Below are 20992 nucleotides of genomic sequence, written 5' to 3' on the forward strand. Positions count from 1 at the left end.
ATTTTTTCCGCATGCCTAGCATGCTTTTACAGAATTCAAACAATGACAAACAAACGAGATATTTCTAAGCTCCGCAATATAGCCATTATTGCCCACGTTGACCACGGTAAAACAACCTTGGTGGATCAACTTCTTCGTCAGTCTGGCACTTTCGGTGAACACGAAGAATTAACCGAGCGCGTAATGGACTCTAATGATCTGGAACGTGAGCGCGGTATTACTATCCTGTCGAAAAACACGGCGATTCGTTGGAACGACTATCATATCAACATCGTCGATACCCCAGGCCATGCTGACTTCGGTGGTGAAGTGGAACGTGTTCTGTCGATGGTTGACTCAGTATTGCTGCTGGTTGACTCTTCAGAAGGTCCGATGCCACAAACGCGTTTCGTTACACAAAAAGCATTAGCACTAGGTTTAAAACCGATTGTGGTTATCAACAAAATTGATAAACCTTCTGCTCGTCCGGATTGGGTCTTGGATCAAACCTTTGATTTGTTCGTTAATCTGGATGCCACAGATGCACAGCTCGATTTTGATGTCATTTATGCGTCAGGCTTAAATGGTTTTGCTGGTATGGAAGATACCGTTCGTGGTGGTGATATGACACCACTTTTCGAATTGATCGTGGATAGAGTGAGTCATCCGGATGTGGACGCGGATGGTCCTTTCCGTATGCAGGTGTCGTCACTGGACTATAACAGCTACGTCGGTGTTATCGGTGTTGGCCGTATCGAGCGTGGTCGCGTTAAAACCAATACACCTGTCACAGTTGTTGATCGTGAAGGTAAAAAACGTAACGGTCGTGTACAGCAGGTCATGGGCTTTTTAGGCCTACAACGTGAAGAAGTTGCTGAAGCGCAAGCGGGCGATATTATTGCATTTACTGGTTTAGACCCATTAAATATTTCTGACACATTATGTGATCCAAGTGCTGTAGAAGCCTTGCCACCGCTTTCTGTTGATGAACCAACAGTCACGATGACATTCCAGGTCAATAACTCTCCGTTTGCGGGTAAAGACGGTAAGTTTATTACCACTCGTCAAATCAAAGAACGTCTTGATCGTGAATTGATTCATAACGTGGCATTACGTGTAGAACAAGTACCTACCGATCCTGATAAGTTCAAAGTTTCTGGCCGTGGTGAGTTACATCTGTCAGTTCTGATTGAAAACATGCGTCGTGAAGGGTTTGAGCTGGGTGTATCACGTCCGGAAGTGATTATCCGCGAAGTCGATGGTGTGAAAGAAGAACCGTTCGAATCTGTAACCATTGATATCGAAGAAGAGCATCAGGGTACAGTGATGGAAAAAATGGGTGAGCGTGGTGCTGACCTGAAAAACATGGTGCCAGATGGTAAAGGCCGTGTTCGACTTGATTTTATTATTCCTTCACGTGGCTTGATTGGCTTCCGTACCGAGTTCCTGACAGCTACACAGGGTACTGGCTTGATTTACAGTGTCTTTGATCATTATGCTCCAATGAAAGCCGGTAGCTTTGGTAAGCGTATTAATGGTGTGTTGATAGCAAACGGTGTGGGTAAAGCAGTGGCATTTGCTATCTTCAACTTACAAGACCGTGGACGTATGTTTATCGGCCATGGTGACGAAGTCTACGAAGGCATGGTCATCGGTATTCATTCACGTGATAATGACTTGGTTGTTAACCCGCTTAAAGGTAAACAATTAACCAATATGCGTGCATCAGGCTCTGATGAAGCGGTCACTTTAGTACCACCTATCCGAATGAGTCTGGAACAGGCGCTGGAGTTTATTGGCGATGATGAGTTACTTGAAGTCACACCAAAAGCTATCCGTGTTCGTAAGAAATTCTTGCTGGAGCATGAGCGTAAACGTGCTTCTCGTGGCTAGACGTCACTAAAAATAAAAGAAAAAGGGTATCCTATGTCGATACCCTTTTTTTTGAGGTGAAAAATGCGAATTCTTATTTTAATTGCCATTGGTTTATTGCTTTATATCATCATCACTCATTTGCTGCGCAAGGCAAAAATAGAAGATGAACAAGCCAGAATGGAAAAAATGGTACGTTGTGAACAGTGTGGTTTACATGTCTCTGAGCATGAAGCAATACAACAAAACCACCATTATTTTTGCTCTACGCAACATCTAGAGGCTTTTAACGAGTCGAAATGAGTTCACTGCCCGATTCTTATAAGTCGTATTATCAGGATCCTGCTACCTGGCGTGCGTTAACCGTTTTTGCCAGCTACCGTTTATTTCTCGCTACCGTTCTCTTCCTGGTTTTTTATTTGAGGCTTCCACCCGAGTTTTTGGGGGAAGCGGATCCTCGCTTATATAGCTTTGTTAGCCTTGCTTATTTTCTGTCTGCATTTGTATTGCTCATTTTAACGTTAAGGCACTGGAGAGAGGTTCAGACGCAGATAAGGCTGCAGGCAGTGATAGATATCATTGCCCTCATCGTTATTATTCATGCCAGTGGCGGTTTGCATACGGGATTAGGCTCACTGATGTTAGTTGTGGTAGTGGCTGGTGGTGCGCTGATGCCAGGACGTCTGGCTGCCTTTATTGCTGCTCTGGCAACTTTAGCGGTGCTGCTGGAAGTCAGTTATTCACAAATAGCTGGCGATGGGGTGACAAAATACAGTCAGGCTGGGATCTTGGGGGCGACCTTTTTTGTGACAGCCTGGCTGGCACAGTGGTTATCCAAAAAATTACAAACATCACAGGTGCTTGCGGAAGAGCGAGCCAGAGATGTAGAAAACCTGGCGGTCTTAAATCAGCACATTATTAGCCAAATGCATACTGGTGTATTGGCTTTAGATAGTCAGGGTAATGTGACGATGCTTAATGCTTCTGCCAGGCAATTATTGGGTATTCCAGATAATAATTCAGGGTTTAATTTACGTGAAAACGTCCCTGAGTTGGGAGAACAGGTGTGGTTATGGCAACAGCATAGTCCAAATGCTTTCCTACCTTTTCAGGCACGCGCTGACCTGCCTGAAGTGCAAGCATCCGCGACTCAGCTTGATAGTGGTGAAATCCTTATTTACATTGAAAACACATCTGCTTTGGCACAACAGGCGCAACAACTTAAATTAGCTTCACTGGGGCGTTTAACCGCAAGCATTGCACACGAAATCCGCAATCCTCTGGGCGCGATCAGTCATGCAGGTGAGCTGCTTGCAGAGCAATATGCCGCGGACCATATGATGACTAAGCTGACTTCAATTATTTTGAAGCACACACAACGAGTGAATAATATTATCGAGACCATCTTGCAAATGAGTCGTAGAAAAACAGCGGAACCATCGATGCTGGTTTTAAATGTGTGGTTGTCGAAGTTTATTCGTGAGTTTTCTGATATAAAACAAGCGGATGAGGAAGATATTTCATTGGAGATAAGTACTTCTGATATCCATATCGCAATGGATCCTGAGCAATTACATCAAGTTATCTGGAATCTGATGGATAATGCCTGGTTTCATGCAAACCAGAAGATAAAACCGTGTATCAAGGTCATCGTTGAGCAGCAAAATAAGCAAGTCTGCCTGGATATTGTAGATAATGGTCCAGGTGTGCCTGAGGATGTGCAGACACATTTATTTGAGCCATTCCATTCAGCCAGACAGGGAGGCACTGGACTGGGCTTGTATCTGGCTCGAGAATTGTGTCAGGCAAACGGAGCGCGTTTGAATTATATTCACGATGAGTTGAATAAGGGGTTTTTCCGTATAAGCTTTCCAAGCGAATGGCAGGAAATAGTTAAGCAATGAACAGACAAGCGTTAGTCATAGATGATGAACCCGATATCCTTGAACTGTTAACAATGACATTGTCAGGTATGTCGATTGATTGTGTGACGGCGGAGAGTGTTGCCCAAGCCAATCAGGCATTAAAACAACAATCTTTTGATCTTTGTTTTACTGATATGCGATTACCTGATGGTAACGGTTTGGATATTGTCCGCACTATTCAAAAAACTTATCCAAATTGTCCCGTGGCGGTTATCACTGCGCACGGTAATATTGATTTGGCTGTTGAAGCGCTTAAATCAGGCGCCTTCGATTTTGTATCAAAACCACTTAAGCTTAAAGTCTTACGTGATTTAGTGAACTCAGCATTAAATTTATCTCCGTCAAAGTCAGATCTAAAAGAGCGACGTTCGAGGGATAAATTACTCGGCGATACCGATGTTATTCGCTCTTTGAGAAATAAAATCAGTAAATTAGCTCGCAGTCAGGCACCTGTTTATATCACGGGGGAGTCTGGTACAGGCAAAGAGCTTGTCGCACGTTTAATTCATGAGTTAGGCAGTCGTTCTGATGAGGCTTTTGTGCCGATTAATTGCGGTGCTATACCGGCAGAATTAGTGGAAAGTGAGTTTTTTGGACATAAAAAAGGCGCTTTTACGGGCGCTGTTGCTGATAAACAGGGTTTATTTCAGGCGGCTAACGGCGGTACGTTGTTTCTGGATGAAGTCGCGGATTTGCCATTAATGATGCAGGTGAAGTTACTAAGAGCGATTCAGGAAAAAGCCATTAGACCTGTTGGTGGCAATGAAGAAATTAGCGTTGACGTTCGAATATTGTCGGCAACCCATAAAAATCTGGCGGAATGTGTAAAGCAAGGTAGTTTCCGTGAAGACTTGTTTTACCGTTTGAACGTTATTGAACTTTCAGTGCCACCGCTCAGACAACGTAAAGCGGATATTCCTCTGTTAGTCGAGCATATTCTTGTGCAGCTTGCGGCTAAAAGTGGTGAACTAAAACCAGTGATTGGTGAGGATGCCATTAGTGCCTTACGTGAATATGCCTTCCCTGGCAATGTACGCGAACTTGAAAATATCCTGGAAAGGGCGATGACATGGTCTGATGGCTCGGTTATTCACGAAGCAGATTTAATGTTGCCTGAAGCACCTCTAAATAGTCTATCAGCCGATGAGCCCGGCTTTAGTCTAACAGCAGATAAAGTTGACCTAGAATCACAACTGGAAGATCAGGAGCGGCAGCTTATTGTTGATGCGCTGGAGTCAACGCGTTGGAATAAGACGGCCGCTGCAAAAAAGCTTGGCATTAGTTTCCGTTCTTTACGCTATAAACTAAAAAAACTGGCATTGGATTAGATTTATTCCTCGTCTTCAACTAAAGCGGTTAGTCCAGATAGTTCGTTATTATTAATAAATAATTTTTTATCCTTGGCAGCTAATTTTAAACTTAATTGGCAAATAAGCGTGCCTGAGTCGAGCATGGCTGCCCGTACGACATGGCCGGCCACTTCACCTGATTCATCAGCTACTTCAAAGTTCTGCTCAGGTATGTCTACCGTTTTCAACTGAGCAAGGAATAAACGACGACTCGGTTTGCCAAGATAATGCAGCCTGGCGACCACTTCCTGTCCTGGATAGCAGCCTTTTTTGAAACTAACGCCACCCACGATATCGAGATTTAACTGCTGTGGTGTGAACTGCTCTTTGCTTTGCAAATAAACCATGGGCAATCCGGCCTCTATATCCGCACTGGCCCAGAGATTTTCTGCACCAACCTGGCTTTCTTCCTTGATAGTTGTTTCGCCAGCGCTAATAACTAAATAACGATGTAGATGACCTGGCAGATAAATCGTTAATTCGCGATTCAGTGAAACACCTGACCAGAAATCTGTCGCCTGATTGGTCAACGGCGCTTGGCTAAGATAGCCCATGACCTTGAGTTCAGGGCTAACAGTAATATCGACTTTGCTTCGTAGTTTGAACATATTTAAACGTTGAGCAATGCTTTCAGCTAAATCTGCAGCAAGCACTAATAAAAAGTCCTGTTCTCGTTTGATGACATAAAACAGACTTAATAAACGTCCTTTAGGGTTACAAAAACCACTTAGCTGAGCAGTATTAGCCGTCAAGGTGCGGATATCATTAGTGAGTAAGTTTTGTAAAAAACTTTCTGCTTCCTCGCCTGCAACCTCAATCACGCTGAAACTGGGCAGAGCGATAGCCACAGGGGAGGTCGTGTCATTTATCTCATTAAGATAGTTTACTGTAGGGGGGCTTTGTAAAAGCGTTTGAACATTCATAGTTGTATTGCGATTTATTATTAACAGGTTTTATTCTAACTGTATAAGCGGTGCTAAAACAGGGATGAAAACAAAGGACATTCAAGAATGAAAGTCACGATCACTAAGTCACGTGGTTTATTTGTGTATATGGTTTCGCTGCATATCTTAGCTATCATTTTGTTGTTATGGAGCATGGACAACAATAGGCTGCTGGTACTGTTCTTGACTGTTTTGGTTTGTGCAGGATTTATACAGTGGTATCGCCGATATACTGCCAGTGATGCCAAGAATTCATTAATAGAAGTCAGTATGAATCGGGAAAAAAATTGGTTCTTAAGAGACGAAACAGGGGCTGTATCCGGCCCTTTTAAATTGAAATCAAGCATCCAATTCCCGTATGTCATGTTCATCTATTTCAGAACACGACATTGGTGGCAAAGTCACAGTTTAATGATCCCGATAGATGCCGTTGATAAACAAGACTGGCGAAGGCTCAGGGCACAGCTTCGTGATCCTGATGTTTGGGCAGAATGATCGTTTCAGTGGCTGGCTGACTATTATCTGTTTCAGGATAATCCAGAATATAGTGCAGTCCGCGACTTTCTTTCCGTCTTAATGCAGATTCAATAATCAGTTCGGCCACATCCGCCAGATTTCGTAACTCAAGCAAGTCAGCACTAATATGATGTTTGCTGTAATAGTCACGAATTTCAGCCTGGAGTACTTGCAACCGTTGTCGGGCTCGGAGCAGACGATCTGTTTTCCGAACGATACCGACATAGTTCCACATAACACGCCGTAACTCATCCCAGTTGTGACTGATTGCTACGGCTTCTTTGGCAGGATAAACCTGGCTGGCATCCCACTGCGGGACTATTGCCGAAGTCGTTAGTGGTAATTGTTTTTTGATATCGGCCGCTGCTGATTTGGCAAACACCAGACATTCCAATAATGAATTACTGGCCATGCGGTTGGCGCCGTGCAGTCCAGTATGGGCTGTCTCACCAATGGCATACAAACCTGGTACATCGGTTTTACCATTTAAATCAGTCATGATGCCACCACAGGTATAGTGCGCTGCAGGAACAACAGGGATAGCTTGTTTGGTGATATCAATGCCAAACTGTAAACAGCGTCGATAAATGGTGGGGAAATGTTCTTTTATAAACGCCGCGGGTTTGTGTGAAATATCAAGATAGACACAGTCATGTCCGGTACGTTTCATTTCATGGTCAATCGCGCGCGCGACGACATCTCTTGGGGCTAATTCAGCCTGGGGATGAAAACGCTCCATAAAACGTTCACCATTGGCTAACACCAGTTTGGCCCCTTCTCCGCGCAGTGCTTCACTGATTAGAAACGATTTCGCCTGTGGATGAAACAGGCAAGTGGGATGGAATTGAATAAATTCCATATTCGCAATGCGACAACCTGCGCGCCATCCCATGGCAATACCATCACCTGTCGATACGTCTGGATTACTGGTGTAAAGATAGACTTTTCCTGCACCGCCAGTGGCCAAAACTGTTATGGGGGCTAACAGTGTTTTGGCTTCATCTTTTTTGATATCGAGTACATAACAACCCAGGATACGGTTTTCTTTTTCACCTAACTGCTTGCTACTGCTGATGAGGTCAATACCAATATGATAAGGAAGTAGTTCTATATTTGGATGCGCTTTGGCTTTATCGAGTAACGTAGTTTCTACTTCTCTACCTGTGGCATCTGCAGAGTGAATAATTCGTCGGTGACTGTGACCGCCTTCTTGCGTTAAATGATAGGTTTCTGATGTTATTCCGTCCCGCGTAAATGTCACACCCTGTTTGATTAACCATTCAATATTTTCCCGGGCGTGTTCGACGGTAAATCGAACAGCTTTTTCGCTACATAATCCCGCACCGGCTCTCAGAGTATCGTCGATATGGGATTGAATGGAGTCTGTTTTATCAAGGACTACGGAGATGCCTCCCTGAGCGTATAAAGATGCGCCTTCTTCAAGTTGACCCTTGGAAATTACAGCGACTTTGACATCATCGGCCATGTGTAAAGCGAGAGTGAGTCCGGCGGTGCCACTGCCAATAATTAAAATATCGTAATGATGCGTTGTGGTCATAAGGCTCTATACAGGTACAATAGGAATGTTTATTTTGCACTTAATGTGGAACAAAGTTAAATCGACATGGTCAATCAAGCTAAATTTAAAGAAGTGATAGACGTGTCGACTCAAGCCGGATGATAGGATGAATGTGGATCAAGAGCTAGTACGGCGCGTACAAGCAGGTGATAAAAAGGCGTTTGATTTGCTGATTATGAAATATCAGCAAAGAATCATTCACGTCATTACAGGGTTTGTTCATGATCCTGTTGAAGCGATGGATGTAGCGCAAGAAGCGTTTATTAAAGCCTACCGCGCTTTGCCAGGCTTTAGGGGTGATAGTGCTTTCTATACATGGCTGTATCGTATTGCGATTAATACATCAAAAAACTATCTGACAGCGGCGTCCAGAAGACCACCTGTCAGTGATGTTGATGCTATGGATGCAACAATTTATTACGATGCGCCGGAATTGAAGGAATTTGAGACACCTGAAAGTAGTCTAATGAGCGACGACTTACAGCAGGCAATTCATGACGCTATTCAGGAATTGCCAGAAGATACGGCAACGGCAATCAAACTGCGGGAGTTTGAAGGTCTGAGCTATGAGGAAATTGCACAGGCAATGGATTGTCCAATTGGGACCGTCAGGTCGCGTATATTTCGCGCCAGAGAGGCAATAGATAAACAGGTCAAAGCAGTTATGGGTGGAGAGGAACTATGACAATCAAGCAACAAGAATTATTGTCAGCGTTTGTTGATGGCGAACTTAATGAGCAAGAGCTTGATGAGTTACTGGCATTGATGAAATCAGACGACAGTGCCAAACAAGATTATATGAGATATCAATTCTCAAGCGATTTATTACATGGTTATGTGACCGAACATAAACAAATTGATTTAACAGAAAGAATACAGCAGGCCTTATCTAACGAGCCGGGTTTAGATGTTAAACCAACAGAAGACAGACACACAGCAAAAGTGTTTGCATTACCTGACTGGTTCTGGAAGCAAACGGCTGGTTTAACTGCCGCTGCTTCTATTGGCGCACTGGCTGTAGTCGGCTTGATGTCACAACCACAGACGGTTATGCCAACGACGAATATGGCGCAATCTGAACCTATGCAGCAGCAAACTACGGTTGCTGATTCAAACCGCTGGACAGTGGGTGAGTCAGAAGTTGAAGATCGTCTGAATGATTACTTAGTTGATCATAACGAATATGCCGGTGCTTCAGGTTTATTCTCTTACGCCAGAGTTGTTTCATACGGTGAGGAGTAGTCGCTAATGCGTTTTTTGCTCCACCTGTTAGTCGTCACATTTGTATCATTCTCAGCAACTGCACATGCTGATGATCCTGAAGCAATGCAAATTCTTGAGAAAATGACTTCAGCGGCAAAAACATTAACCTATGAAGGCGTGTTTAATTATCAGTCTGGTAGAAATTTACAGTCGATACGCATTTTTCATCGCGCAGATGAGAATGGTGAACTGGAAAGAATGATTTCTCTAAATGGTGCTGCCAGGGAAGTCATTCGCAATAATGATATGGTGACCTGTATTAACCCCGATGGTAAGCAGGTCAATATTAGCCGACGTCCCTTGGGAAGAGGGTTCCCAAGTGACTTGCCTCGTCGATTCAGCTCAGCTGCACCTTATTATGAAGTTGAAATGGGTGGTAAAAGTCGTATCGCCGGCAAAGAAGCTTATCAATTACTGATTACGCCTATCGATAATTATCGCTATGGCTATCACTTGTGGGTCGATGCTGAGACATACCTTCTTTTAAAGTCTGAACTTATCGGTCAGGATGGCGATGTATTGGAAACATTTTCATTTTCATCGGTGAGTACAGGCGAGCCGATTCCTGACTACAAGTTTAAATCGTTGCTGGCTGACGATGATATGGTCTGGCACAAAACAGAACCAGAGAATCCCATTGATATAGATAAACATAGTCATGAATTCGAATGGCAAGTTAATTGGTTGCCAGATGGCTTTGCATTAGTTGCATTACAAACACGCTTGAGAGCCAATAACGGTGCCGATGTCGAACAGAGAGTGTATAGCGATGGTCTAAGCTCTGTATCTGTGTTTATTGAAAAAATCCGGGCCAAACATAACCATTTGCATGGTGCATCTCATGTGGGTGGAATCAATGCTTTCGGTACGATTATGAATGCTCACTTTGTGACAGTGGTTGGCGAAGTACCAGCAGTCACCGTTGAGAAAATTGGCAGTGCAATCGCTTTCACGCCGGTTGATCAGGAATGATTGAGCAGAAAGCGACAGTTATCAGTCGTCACGACCATTTAGTCTGGGTCGAAGCTGAAAGACAGTCCACTTGTGGTCAATGTGCGGCTCGTAAAGGCTGTGGCACTGGCTTGCTTGCTAAACATGTAGGAAAAAAATTCTCACGCATTGCTGTAAAAGATGAAGGTAATCTGGAAGTTGGGCAGGAAGTCACCGTGTCTATTCCTGAAGAAGCATTACTTTCAGGTGCTTTTCTTATGTACATGCTGCCGCTTATTTTACTTTTTTTTACATCAATTATCGTGCGTTTAGCTGGTGGTGGGGAACTGCTACAAATTGTGTCTGGTCTATTAGGTCTGATTACCGGTTTTGTGTGGGTCAAACATCGTATGAGTCATCATGATGCTGGTATCAATGTCAAACCAAATGAGGACTTCAAATGAGAGTAAACAAAAATTGGGCGGCTTTAACAATGCTGTTTGCTTGGCTAATGCTGAGTTTTAGTGTCCAAGCCCGTTCATTACCTGATTTTACTGAACTCGTCGCCGATAATGGTGATGCTGTTGTCAATATCCGAACTCACAATAAAACGGAAGAAACACCAACATCGATGTTGCCTCGTGGCCTGGATTTGCCGGAAGGTTCGGGAATTGATGATTTCTTTAAAAAGTTTTTTGAGGGTCAAGGTGGTGGCGCTCCTATTCCCCGTGAAAGTGAGTCTTTAGGCTCAGGTTTTGTTATCTCATCCGATGGTTACATTCTGACTAATCACCATGTGATTAAAGATGCTGATGAAATTATCGTTCGTTTCAGTGATCGTACTGAGTTAGAAGCTAAAGTATTGGGTAGTGACGAACGCAGTGATGTCGCGTTATTGAAAGTGGATGCGAAGAACCTTAAAACAGTCAAACTTGGGGATTCAGACAATCTCAAAGTAGGTGAATGGGTATTAGCCATTGGTTCACCTTTTGGCTTTGATTACTCTGCTACTGCTGGCATTATCAGTGCGCTGGGCAGAAGTTTGCCAAGCGACAGTTATGTGCCGTTCATTCAAACAGATGTCGCGATCAACCCGGGTAACTCAGGTGGCCCATTGTTTAATCTTGATGGTGAAGTTATTGGCATAAACTCACAGATTTACAGCCGTACAGGTGGATTTATGGGCGTATCGTTTGCAATCCCAATTGATACTGTCATGAACGTCGTAGAACAAATTAAATCACAGGGTTATGTCAGTCGTGGCTGGTTAGGTGTAGTTATTCAAGATGTGACGCGTGAACTAGCCGAGTCATTTGGTTTATCAAAACCAAGTGGTGCGCTGATTTCTCGTGTTGTTGATGACAGCCCGGCAGCTCGTGCAGGATTTAAAACGGGTGATGTTATTTTGAAATTTGATGGTAAAGAAGTGGAAACATCTTCTGATTTACCTCCTATCGTAGGTAGAACAAAAGTAGGCAAAGAAGTTGATGTTGAAGTCATGCGGAATAACAAGCATACAACGCTTAAAGTGACGATTGAAGAGTTACCAAAAGATGAAGCATTGACAAGCAACAGCACTAAACCTGGCCGATTTGTTGATGACCGTTTATCAATGGAAGTGGCGGATATCACTCCAGAACAGCGTAAGCAGTTCGAAGTTGAAAAAGGTGGTGTTATGGTCATGAAAGTTGAGCAAGGTCCAGCCATTAAGGCGGGTATCAGACCTGGAGATATTATTCTGAGCCTTAACAATACTGAGATTGAAGATCCTCATCAGTTTATTGAGGTGGCGAAAAAGCTTCCTGCCAATAAACCTATCCCTGTATTGGTACAGCGTGGAGGTTCTGCTCAATTTCTGGCGATAGAAATTAAAGAGTAACCTTCTCACATAACTGAAGTTAAAAAGAGCCGTTGATGAAAATCAACGGCTCTTTTTTTATCAGGATATTTGATTTTTATATATTGTTATCTGGTAATATTATAAATGCGAATCATTAGTATTTATAATATGTGCAAGGATGAACAAACTCACCATGTCAGCAAAAGTCCTTATTGTTGAAGATGACCCCACCTTAAACAAACAACTAAATCAATTACTTGAAAATGCAGGCTTTTCTACTATTACTGCATACGATGGTAATGAGGGGCTGACAAAGGCAATTAGCCTTCCATTGGATTTGATCTTATTGGATGTCTCACTGCCTGAAAAAGACGGCTACAGCGTTTTAAGAACATTGAGGCAAACCCGTGTTACGCCTGTCATTATGCTAACCGCACATGGTGCAGAAGAAGAACGTATTCTGGGATTAAAAAGTGGCGCAGATGATTATTTATCTAAGCCTTTTAATTTCACCGAATTATTATTAAGAATAGAAGCGATTCTGAGACGATCATTGCCGCAGACCAGTCCTGATGATGAGCAGAAACAGCTAACACGGCATGGTATTAAGCTAGATAAATCTAAACAGACGGTGTTTTTTGCTGACCAGCCTATTCCGTTTACGCCCATCCAGTTCAAGCTGCTTTGGACCTTGATGCAGAACCCAAACCAGACACTCAGTAAGTCACAGCTTTATCGCTTAGTGTTAGAAAAAGAATTCAGTCGTTATGACAGAAGTCTGGATATGCATATGAGTCGTGTCAGACGTAAATTAGTCATGGCGGGGCTGCCTGCAGATCACCTGCAAACTGTTCACGGGACAGGATATATTTTATTATGAAGCATCGTTTGCTATGGAAGTTAGTGGCGACCATAGTTATCGGAACCGTATTACTGTTTTGGCTGATACACCTATTGATGTGACACACAGAACAGCATATGAGTTTTATTGCTGAACGTGATCAGGGCTTATTAAAAGAGTATGCAAAAAAAGCTGAGAAGTATTACTTGGCGGATGATATCCAGTCATTAGACCAGTGGATAAAACAGATCGAAGAAAAAGAACATACCTGGGCTGCGGTGGTGACTTCCCAGGTTACTCCAATAGGTAATAGTTATTTATCAGAAGCGTTTCAGGAAAGCTTTGGTCTCGGGCGAGATATTAGCTGGAAAATACATTTGTACTTCAAAGAAAATCCCATTATGGATTTGCCTATTGCAAATGGAAGAGCACATTTTTTAATTACCCTACCGGATCGAATGCGTCCCGGTGCCTATTGGTTTCAGACCAGTTTATTATTACAAATCGCACTGCCTTTATTGCTGATGACATTAATTAGCGTGATTATCTATCGCCATGTTATGTCACCATTGAGTCAGTTAGAAAAAGCCACCAGACAATTTAGTGATGGCAATTTTAGTGTTCGTGTTGGAAAAAGCCTGGCAAAACGTCAAGATGAAATCACGGCCTTAGGCGAAACATTTGATGGTATGGCTGAGCGTATTGGTCAACTGATTCAGACACAGCGCCATCTTATTTCTGATTTATCACATGAGTTGAGAACGCCATTAGCACGGGTTGAGTTAGCCTTGAGTTGGGCTGAAAACCAAAATCTCGATCCACAACTGATAGAACGAATTCGTTATGAATGTCTGCAAATGCGTGCCATGGTTGAAGATACTCTCACTCTGGCATGGCTTGATAATGAACGACCGGATTTACGTCAGGAAACGCTCGACTTAATCGATTTGATAGACAGCATTCTCGATGATGCACGATTTGAGTTTCCTGATCGGCAACTCATTATCACCATGCCTGAACAGGCAATTATTGAAAATAGCAGTGCCCGGGCAGTAGGGCATGCCTTTGAAAACATCCTCAGAAATGCTCTAAGCCATACTCCGAAACAAGAGCCCGTTAAGATTAACGTGAAAACAGTTATGCAGAGCTACCTGGTCGAAGTTGATGATGTTGGACCGGGTGTAGCAGAGCAATACTTAAGTGATATTTTCAAACCGTTTTTTAGGTTAGCTCAGGCGAGTCGAGAGAATCATCGAGGATTTGGGGTGGGATTAAGCCTGGCCAAACGTCATATTGAAGTGTGTGGTGGTCAGCTAGTGGCAGAAAATTTAGTCAAAGGTGGTTTAAGAATGACTATCACCCTACCAACAAGATAGTAGCGGAATGTAACAATTGTAAATTTCATATTCATTACCTTCATCAATCATTAGAATGCGATTACGTGTTATTTGATAATGATTATTATTTAGGGGTGGATGTGAGAATTTATTTAAATAAAATAAGTCAACCAACGATGCTAACACTCGCTGTTTTAGCAGGTTTATCAACACAACCTGTATCAGCAGAAACACTTGAGTTAGACACATTAAATGTTGTTGGAAATACCGTTACACCAGAAACAAACAGCGTTGACGCTGAACAGATAGAAAAGATGCAAGCTAACGATTTGCAAGACTTGTTCAGTCAGTCGCCAGAAGTGACGGTAGGTGGAGGGCCTGATGCAGCACAGAAACTCTATATTAGAGGTATAGAAGATCAGTTATTAAATATTACAATTGATGGTGCTCAGCAGTCGACTCGTCAATATCATCACGCAGGACGTATCAGCATTGAGCCAGAATTACTCAAGCGTGTTGAAGTTAATGCTGGTGCAGGTAATGCCCTTTCGGGACCAGGAGCATTAGGTGGCTCGATGAAATTTATAACAAAAGACCCAGAAGATATGTTGAAACCTGGGCAAAAATTTGGTGGACTTGTCAAAGGCAGCTTTTCCAGTAATACCGATAGTTTTAAAACTAACACCAGTCTCTTCGGGCGTATGACGGATGATTGGAGTGCTATGGTTTCATATACACGTAATGACACTGATAATTACGAAGATGGTGATGGTAATGAAGTCTTAGGAACGGGGTTTGACCAAGATTATGTCTTCGCGAAGATTGTTGGCCATATGACTGAAAGTCAGACTCTTCGCCTTAGCTACGAAAAGCGCCAAGATGAAGGTGAGCGTGCAAGACGTCCACAGTGGCTAGTTAGTGAAGGAAATCCATTATTTCCAATTGATATTGAACGGAAAACACTTACATTAAATTATGAATTAAATCCTATAGATAACGCATATGTTGATATGACATTAACGCTATACCATACAGAAACAGAGTTATTTCAGGATGGCGCATTTGGTCCTTACTATGGTGATGGTAAGAGTAAAGGTTTCGATTTGCGTAACACCTCTATCTTAGGGATGCATAAGCTTACGTATGGTTTGGATTATCGTGAAGATACTACTACTGCGGGTGGTGAAGCATATTCAGATAACTCTGCTTTTGAGGATAAATCAGAAGTTAGGGGCGTTTATATTCAGGATGATATGCAGATTACGGATGCCTTGTTACTTAGTGCGGGTCTGCGATATGACGACTATGAACTAGATGATCAAATAGGTAACAATAACTTTGATGAAGATGATATCAGTCGCAATATCGGAGTTAATTATCACTTCACTGATAGTTTTAGTGCATTTGCATCTTATGCCGAAGCATTCAAGGGACCACAAGCACAAGATGCATTTAAAATTGATTTTGTTGCAAACAGTCCAGATTTAAAACCTGAAAAAGCAAAAAATGTTGAGTTCGGCGTAGCTTATGATTCTCAATCGTGGTTTGGTTCAGCAAAAGTTTATCGAAGCAGAATAGAAGACGTTGTCGCTGATCCGGCTGGAGGCCCAAGGTTATTTGAAAATATTGGTGATTTAAAATCGGATGGTGTCATAGTTGAGCTGGGTTATCGTTGGGATAATATTCTAGGAAAAGTAAGTTATCACCATAATGAAGCTGATGTTGATGGCATTGAGGCTAATGCCTACGACCATAACGGAATTGCTAATACCGTTCGAGATACATTACTTACCCAACTTGACTACCAGTTAGATGCACAATGGAGTTTCGGGTGGAATGCCCAGTTTGTGAAAGGGCGTGACAATGTCAAGTTTTCTGATGGTGAAGTAGATAAGCCTGGTTATGGTGTTCATGACTTATATGCCCAATGGATACCTTCAGAGCTTCATGACGTTCGAATTACAATGACCGTTAGAAATGTTTTTGATAAAAACTATATCGATCAGGCCAGCGTAGCAGACTACACAAGTATCTCAGGTTATGAAATTGTTCGAGGATATAACGAACCGGGCCGTGATGTCCGCCTGAGCGTCGCATGGCAATTTTAATTTCCCCAAGTGTCTGAATACTCTCTCAGACTTTTTATTGAGCCAGATAATTATATCTGGCTTATTTTTTGTGCTGGATAATACCTCTATTCAAAGACTGTATATTTGCTTCATGGTTGTCAGAGTATGTAACAAGAATGTTATCGATAAATGCCAATATAAAAACCATTGATAACAAAAGGGCTATACGACTGTTCTATTAATAGGCTGTTATGAGGTGCCAGTAAGAATCTGCTTTACAGACAACTCCGATAATTTTAAAGATCATGTGTTTTATCGAACATCATCCTAAGTCTGTTTGCTGGGTCGATACCAGCTGAACAGGACAATGGCAATAATAAAGGTCAGCCACTCTGAAAGCGGTAAAGCGATCAGAAATTCGGGCTCGGGTAATAACCATGAGAAAAGCAGCAAAAGCAGAACCGGCAAAAATAAACCTCTTGATAATGCAATAACCATGGATGGAATGGGTTTTTGAATGGCTGTCAGGTAGATAGACATAATGACGTTAACGCCATTAATCAAAAATAATGGCCATAACAAAGCAATAAATTGTTGGGATAACAGCAAGGTCTGTTCTGCCGTTTCATCTAAAAACAGTCTGCTGATTTGTTCAGGGAAAAAGACTAAACAAAGCGTCAGGCTGATACTAATCAGTAAAATACAGCTCAACGCAGTTAATAGAAACTGGCGGATACGCTGCACATTCTGAGCACCATGATTTTGGCTGACAACCAGATGCAATGCATCTGAAATGCCGTAATACAGCATCAAACTGATAAAAATCAGATAATTGATAACCGCAAATGCGGCAATGCCTTCGACACCGAGCCGACTCACTAAAAGCCAGTTCAGCACTAAAATAACCAGACCCCCAGAGATTTCGTTAATAAACTCGGATCCACCATTAAACATGGCCGGTTTAATTTCAGACCAATGCTGTTGCGTTAATGAAAAAGAAAGTGTTTTTTTAGCACGTAAAAAATAACGACTTAACATTATTAACTGGATAACTTGGGCAATAGCCGTGGCTGCCGCTGCACCTTTAAGACCCCAATCAAATACGATGATAAATAGTGCATCCAGAACAATATTGATCAGCGCGCCGCTTATTAATGCTGAAGAAGCCAGGGTTTGAGCATTATCCTGGCGAATAAAGTAATACATCACCATGGTGGATATTTGAACGACTAGCACCGCATTGATGATGTAAAAGTAAGGCAGTATTAAAGTCAGTATGGATTCTGGAGTGCCGAGAAATCCTAAAATACTATCTGCAAAGAACCAGGAAAGCAGCATAAAGCTCAAGCCAATCACAACAATGGCGATAAGACATTGGCTAAATACATCTGACGCAGCAGCAAATCGTTTTTGTCCAAGGTAATAACCGGCGCGAACGGCTCCACCTATCGATAACATCAGGGCCAGACCAAATATCAATGACAGATAAGGGATCAGTAAATTAATGGCTGCCAAACCTTCAGCGCTAACAAATTGACCCACAAAAATACCATCGACAATGCTCGCGGTGGTAATGGCTAAAAGGCCTAAAATGGAGGGAATGGCAAACCGTAAAAAGGTGGGAATGATAGGGCCAGACAGGACGGCTTTATCCATGATATTTGTTATCCAGAAAAACGCTTTTTTCTATTCAGAAAGTTTTGGTCAAATTAATGCTTATATAAAACCGGTGACAGAGTGTCAGACAGTTTGTCGTATGTCACGTTTTTATCTACAGACTCGCTAGATTATCGTTTTGTGATAGTGAAATGCGTATAATATCCAGTCATTTGCTGAGCGCGTGACTCAAAGGCCAACATCATCTGCCAGCGGGAACAATGCATGTCATGCAAAATCTATGTTAACTGTTCGGGATGGCCACCGACGTCACTAATGAAAATGTAACTAAATGAAGAATATACGTAACTTTTCTATCATCGCCCATATTGACCACGGTAAATCCACTATTGCTGATCGCTTTATTCAAATTTGTGGAGGTCTGACTGCGCGGGAAATGTCACAACAAGTACTCGACTCTATGGATATCGAGCGCGAGCGTGGGATTACCATTAAAGCACAAAGCGTCTCACTGGAATATAAAGCCCGTGATGGTGAAACCTACCAACTGAATTTTATCGACACCCCTGGACACGTTGACTTTTCTTATGAAGTATCGCGTTCTCTGGCGGCCTGTGAAGGGGCCTTATTGGTTGTTGATGCCGCTCAAGGGGTTGAAGCACAAAGTGTGGCTAACTGTTACACGGCGATTGAACTGGGCTTAGAAGTCTTACCCGTACTGAATAAAATCGATTTACCTTCGGCTGAACCAGAGCGTGTTGCTCAGGAAATTGAAGATATCATCGGTGTTGATGCCATGGATGCGGTTCGTTGCAGTGCCAAAACCGGTATTGGTATCGAAGATGTGTTGGAAGAACTGGTAGCTAAAGTTCCTGCACCTAAAGGTAATCCTGATGGCCCATTAAAAGCGCTGATTATTGATTCCTGGTTTGATAGTTATGTAGGTGTTATTTCCTTAGTCCGTATCGTTGATGGCTCGCTCAAAACCAAAGATAAAATCAAAGTCATGTCGACCGGACATGAATATCAGGTGGATCAGGTTGGTACCTTTACACCTAAACGCACACCCTGTGATGTGCTGGACTGTGGTGACGTAGGCTATGTTATTTCAGGTGTGAAAGAAATTGATGGCGCGCCGGTAGGTGACACATTGACCCATGCACATCATGGTGCCGATAAGATGTTGCCAGGCTTCAAAGAGGTAACGCCACAGGTTTATGCCGGTATTTTCCCTGTCAGCAGTGATGACTATGAGAATTTCCGCGAAGCTTTATCTAAACTGCGTTTAAATGATGCCTCATTATTTTTCGAACCAGAAAGTTCACAAGCCTTAGGCTTCGGCTTCCGTTGTGGTTTCCTCGGCCTTTTGCATATGGAAATCATTCAGGAGCGTCTGGAGCGGGAATACGATCTTGACTTGATTACTACAGCGCCAACCGTTGTGTTTGAAGTGCTGAAGAAAAATGGTGAAGTCGTTCGCGTTGAAAACCCATCATCACTACCGGATATAGGCACGATCGAAGAAATTCGTGAGCCAATCGTCAGAGCTGACATTCTGGTACCACAAGATCATCTAGGTGCGGTCATTACCTTGTGTGTCGAAAAGCGTGGTGTACAGAAGAATATGCAATACATGGGTAAACAAGTGGCCTTGACCTATGAACTTCCAATGAATGAAGTGGTCATTGATTTCTTCGACCGTGTGAAGTCTGTCAGCCGTGGTTATGCTTCGCTTGATTACCACTTCGTCAGATTTGAACCCGCCAATCTGGTTAAGCTGGATATCATGATTAATGGTGAACGTGTTGATGCGTTGTCACTGATTGTGCATAAAGACACCAGTGTCAGTCGCGGTAGGCTATTAGTAGAAAAAATGAAAGAGCTTATTCCTCGTCAAATGTTTGATATTGCGATTCAGGCGGCGATTGGAGGTCATATTATCGCGCGTTCGACAGTCAAAGCGATGCGTAAGAATGTATTAGCAAAATGTTACGGTGGTGACGTTTCTCGTAAACGTAAATTGCTGGAAAAACAAAAAGCAGGTAAAAAACGGATGAAATCAGTCGGCAAGGTGGACGTTCCACAAGAAGCTTTCCTCGCCGTTTTACAACTGTCAAAGAATTCATAAAAAGGTAGGAGCGTTAAACAGTGAGTTTTCCCGCAATCATGGTTTTACTGGTAGCCATTACTGGCTTGATTTGGTTAATCGACAAGCTGTTCTGGGCCCCACGTCGTGATAATGATGCAAAAGAACCTGTGGTGGTGGAATACGCACGTTCATTTTTTCCGATTATTCTCCTGGTGCTGGTGATTCGTTCATTTATTGCTGAACCTTTCCGAATTCCCTCATCATCGATGGTGCCAACCTTGCACATTGGTGATTTCATTCTGGTGAATAAATTCTCATATGGCATTCGTTTACCCGTTCTTAATACAAAAATTTTCGATACAGGTGAGCCACAACGTGGAGATGTCGTGGTGTTTCGTTATCCGGTGAAAAAACATAAAGACGATCCGGATATTGATTACATCAAACGTGTTGTAGGGCTGCCTGGCGACAAAGTCGGTTATTTCAATAAAACGATTTATATTAATGGTAAACCTGTTGCACAAGATCCGCGCGAAAAGCCGGAAAGCATGATCAATATTGCTGCGCCTGGTTCAGAATTACGCGCTGAGCAATTAGGTGAACATAACCATTTAATACTGGTTGAACCTGGCATTAAACGGGTGGAAGGCGAAACGGTAGTACCTGAAGGACACTATTTCGTAATGGGTGATAACCGTGATAACAGCAACGACAGTCGTTACTGGGGCACTGTCCCTGAAGAAAACCTTGTGGGTAAAGCGTTCCTTGTCTGGATGAGTTGGGACTGGAATGAAGGCGGAATTGTCTGGAATCGTTTAGGTAAGTCCATTGAATAAGGAGAT

18 protein-coding genes are annotated in these 20992 nt (G+C 42.8%); 15 read left to right on the forward strand and 3 right to left on the reverse strand.

What is annotated here, in order from left to right; all coding sequences use genetic code 11:
• The first annotated feature begins 42 nt into the window (after nt 1-42).
• The 4 genes from typA to AC13DA_RS05985 all read left to right on the forward strand — a co-directional run bounded on the left by typA (nt 43) and on the right by AC13DA_RS05985 (nt 5104).
• Nucleotides 43-1872 (forward strand): translational GTPase TypA, encoded by a 1830-nt coding sequence (gene typA, locus AC13DA_RS05970; protein WP_007145708.1) that lies wholly within the window; start codon nt 43-45, stop codon nt 1870-1872.
• Nucleotides 1873-1935: 63 nt separating this feature from the next.
• Entirely contained in the window at nt 1936-2154 is a 219-nt protein-coding gene (locus tag AC13DA_RS05975) for a PP0621 family protein (protein WP_007145707.1), read from the forward strand.
• Entirely contained in the window at nt 2151-3755 is a 1605-nt protein-coding gene (locus tag AC13DA_RS05980; protein WP_284451727.1) for a sensor histidine kinase, read from the forward strand. The genes AC13DA_RS05975 and AC13DA_RS05980 overlap by 4 nt, the downstream gene beginning before the upstream one ends.
• Nucleotides 3752-5104, forward strand: coding sequence for a sigma-54-dependent transcriptional regulator (locus AC13DA_RS05985; protein ID WP_284451726.1), 1353 nt, complete (start codon nt 3752-3754; stop codon nt 5102-5104). The genes AC13DA_RS05980 and AC13DA_RS05985 overlap by 4 nt, the downstream gene beginning before the upstream one ends.
• Before the next feature lie 2 nt (nt 5105-5106).
• Here AC13DA_RS05985 and ygfZ read toward each other — a convergent pair whose 3' ends face one another.
• Complete coding sequence (gene ygfZ / locus AC13DA_RS05990; RefSeq protein ID WP_284451725.1) at nt 5107-6048, reverse strand: CAF17-like 4Fe-4S cluster assembly/insertion protein YgfZ; 942 nt, start codon at nt 6046-6048, stop codon at nt 5107-5109.
• An 87-nt stretch (nt 6049-6135) separates the two neighbouring features.
• On the opposite strand from ygfZ, the gene AC13DA_RS05995 reads away from it, so the two are divergent.
• On the forward strand, nt 6136-6564 hold the full coding sequence (locus AC13DA_RS05995; RefSeq protein WP_284451724.1) for a protein YgfX: 429 nt from the start codon (nt 6136-6138) through the stop codon (nt 6562-6564).
• Here AC13DA_RS05995 and nadB read toward each other — a convergent pair.
• On the reverse strand, nt 6524-8143 hold the full coding sequence (gene nadB / locus AC13DA_RS06000; protein WP_482945856.1) for an L-aspartate oxidase: 1620 nt from the start codon (nt 8141-8143) through the stop codon (nt 6524-6526). The two genes, AC13DA_RS05995 and nadB, sit on opposite strands and share 41 nt — an antisense overlap.
• A 127-nt stretch (nt 8144-8270) precedes the next feature.
• Between nadB and rpoE the strand changes: the two genes are divergently transcribed.
• The 8 genes from rpoE (at nt 8271) to AC13DA_RS06040 (ending at nt 16483) form a co-directional block, all read left to right on the forward strand.
• Nucleotides 8271-8849 (forward strand): RNA polymerase sigma factor RpoE, encoded by a 579-nt coding sequence (gene rpoE / locus AC13DA_RS06005; protein WP_007145701.1) that lies wholly within the window; start codon nt 8271-8273, stop codon nt 8847-8849.
• Nucleotides 8846-9406: a sigma-E factor negative regulatory protein gene (locus tag AC13DA_RS06010; protein ID WP_284451722.1), complete on the forward strand. Its 561-nt coding sequence runs from the start codon at nt 8846-8848 to the stop codon at nt 9404-9406. Before rpoE ends, AC13DA_RS06010 begins: the two co-directional genes overlap by 4 nt.
• A gap of 6 nt (nt 9407-9412) precedes the next feature.
• The gene (locus AC13DA_RS06015; protein WP_007145698.1) at nt 9413-10399 is read left to right on the forward strand and encodes a MucB/RseB C-terminal domain-containing protein; all 987 of its coding nucleotides are present in this window, start codon (nt 9413-9415) and stop codon (nt 10397-10399) included.
• Nucleotides 10396-10821, forward strand: a complete 426-nt coding sequence (locus AC13DA_RS06020; protein WP_284451721.1) for a SoxR reducing system RseC family protein — start codon at nt 10396-10398, stop codon at nt 10819-10821. Before AC13DA_RS06015 ends, AC13DA_RS06020 begins: the two co-directional genes overlap by 4 nt.
• Nucleotides 10818-12236: a DegQ family serine endoprotease gene (locus AC13DA_RS06025; protein ID WP_007145696.1), complete on the forward strand. Its 1419-nt coding sequence runs from the start codon at nt 10818-10820 to the stop codon at nt 12234-12236. The genes AC13DA_RS06020 and AC13DA_RS06025 overlap by 4 nt, the downstream gene beginning before the upstream one ends.
• Before the next feature lie 154 nt (nt 12237-12390).
• Nucleotides 12391-13077, forward strand: coding sequence for a response regulator transcription factor (locus tag AC13DA_RS06030; RefSeq protein WP_284451720.1), 687 nt, complete (start codon nt 12391-12393; stop codon nt 13075-13077).
• A gap of 98 nt (nt 13078-13175) precedes the next feature.
• The gene (locus AC13DA_RS06035) at nt 13176-14414 is read left to right on the forward strand and encodes a HAMP domain-containing sensor histidine kinase (RefSeq protein ID WP_284451719.1); all 1239 of its coding nucleotides are present in this window, start codon (nt 13176-13178) and stop codon (nt 14412-14414) included.
• 65 nt (nt 14415-14479) lie between these two features.
• Nucleotides 14480-16483, forward strand: a complete 2004-nt coding sequence (locus tag AC13DA_RS06040) for a TonB-dependent receptor domain-containing protein (protein ID WP_284451718.1) — start codon at nt 14480-14482, stop codon at nt 16481-16483.
• Nucleotides 16484-16771: 288 nt separating this feature from the next.
• Here AC13DA_RS06040 and AC13DA_RS06045 read toward each other — a convergent pair whose 3' ends face one another.
• Complete coding sequence (locus AC13DA_RS06045) at nt 16772-18100, reverse strand: MATE family efflux transporter (RefSeq protein WP_284451717.1); 1329 nt, start codon at nt 18098-18100, stop codon at nt 16772-16774.
• A 292-nt stretch (nt 18101-18392) separates the two neighbouring features.
• Here AC13DA_RS06045 and lepA point away from each other — a divergent pair, with 292 nt between their 5' ends.
• On the forward strand, nt 18393-20189 hold the full coding sequence (gene lepA, locus AC13DA_RS06050; RefSeq protein ID WP_007145690.1) for a translation elongation factor 4: 1797 nt from the start codon (nt 18393-18395) through the stop codon (nt 20187-20189).
• A gap of 20 nt (nt 20190-20209) precedes the next feature.
• Nucleotides 20210-20986, forward strand: coding sequence for a signal peptidase I (gene lepB / locus AC13DA_RS06055; RefSeq protein WP_007145689.1), 777 nt, complete (start codon nt 20210-20212; stop codon nt 20984-20986).
• Nucleotides 20987-20992 lie beyond the last annotated feature (6 nt).

The organism is Methylophaga sp. F-2, from assembly GCF_056859315.1.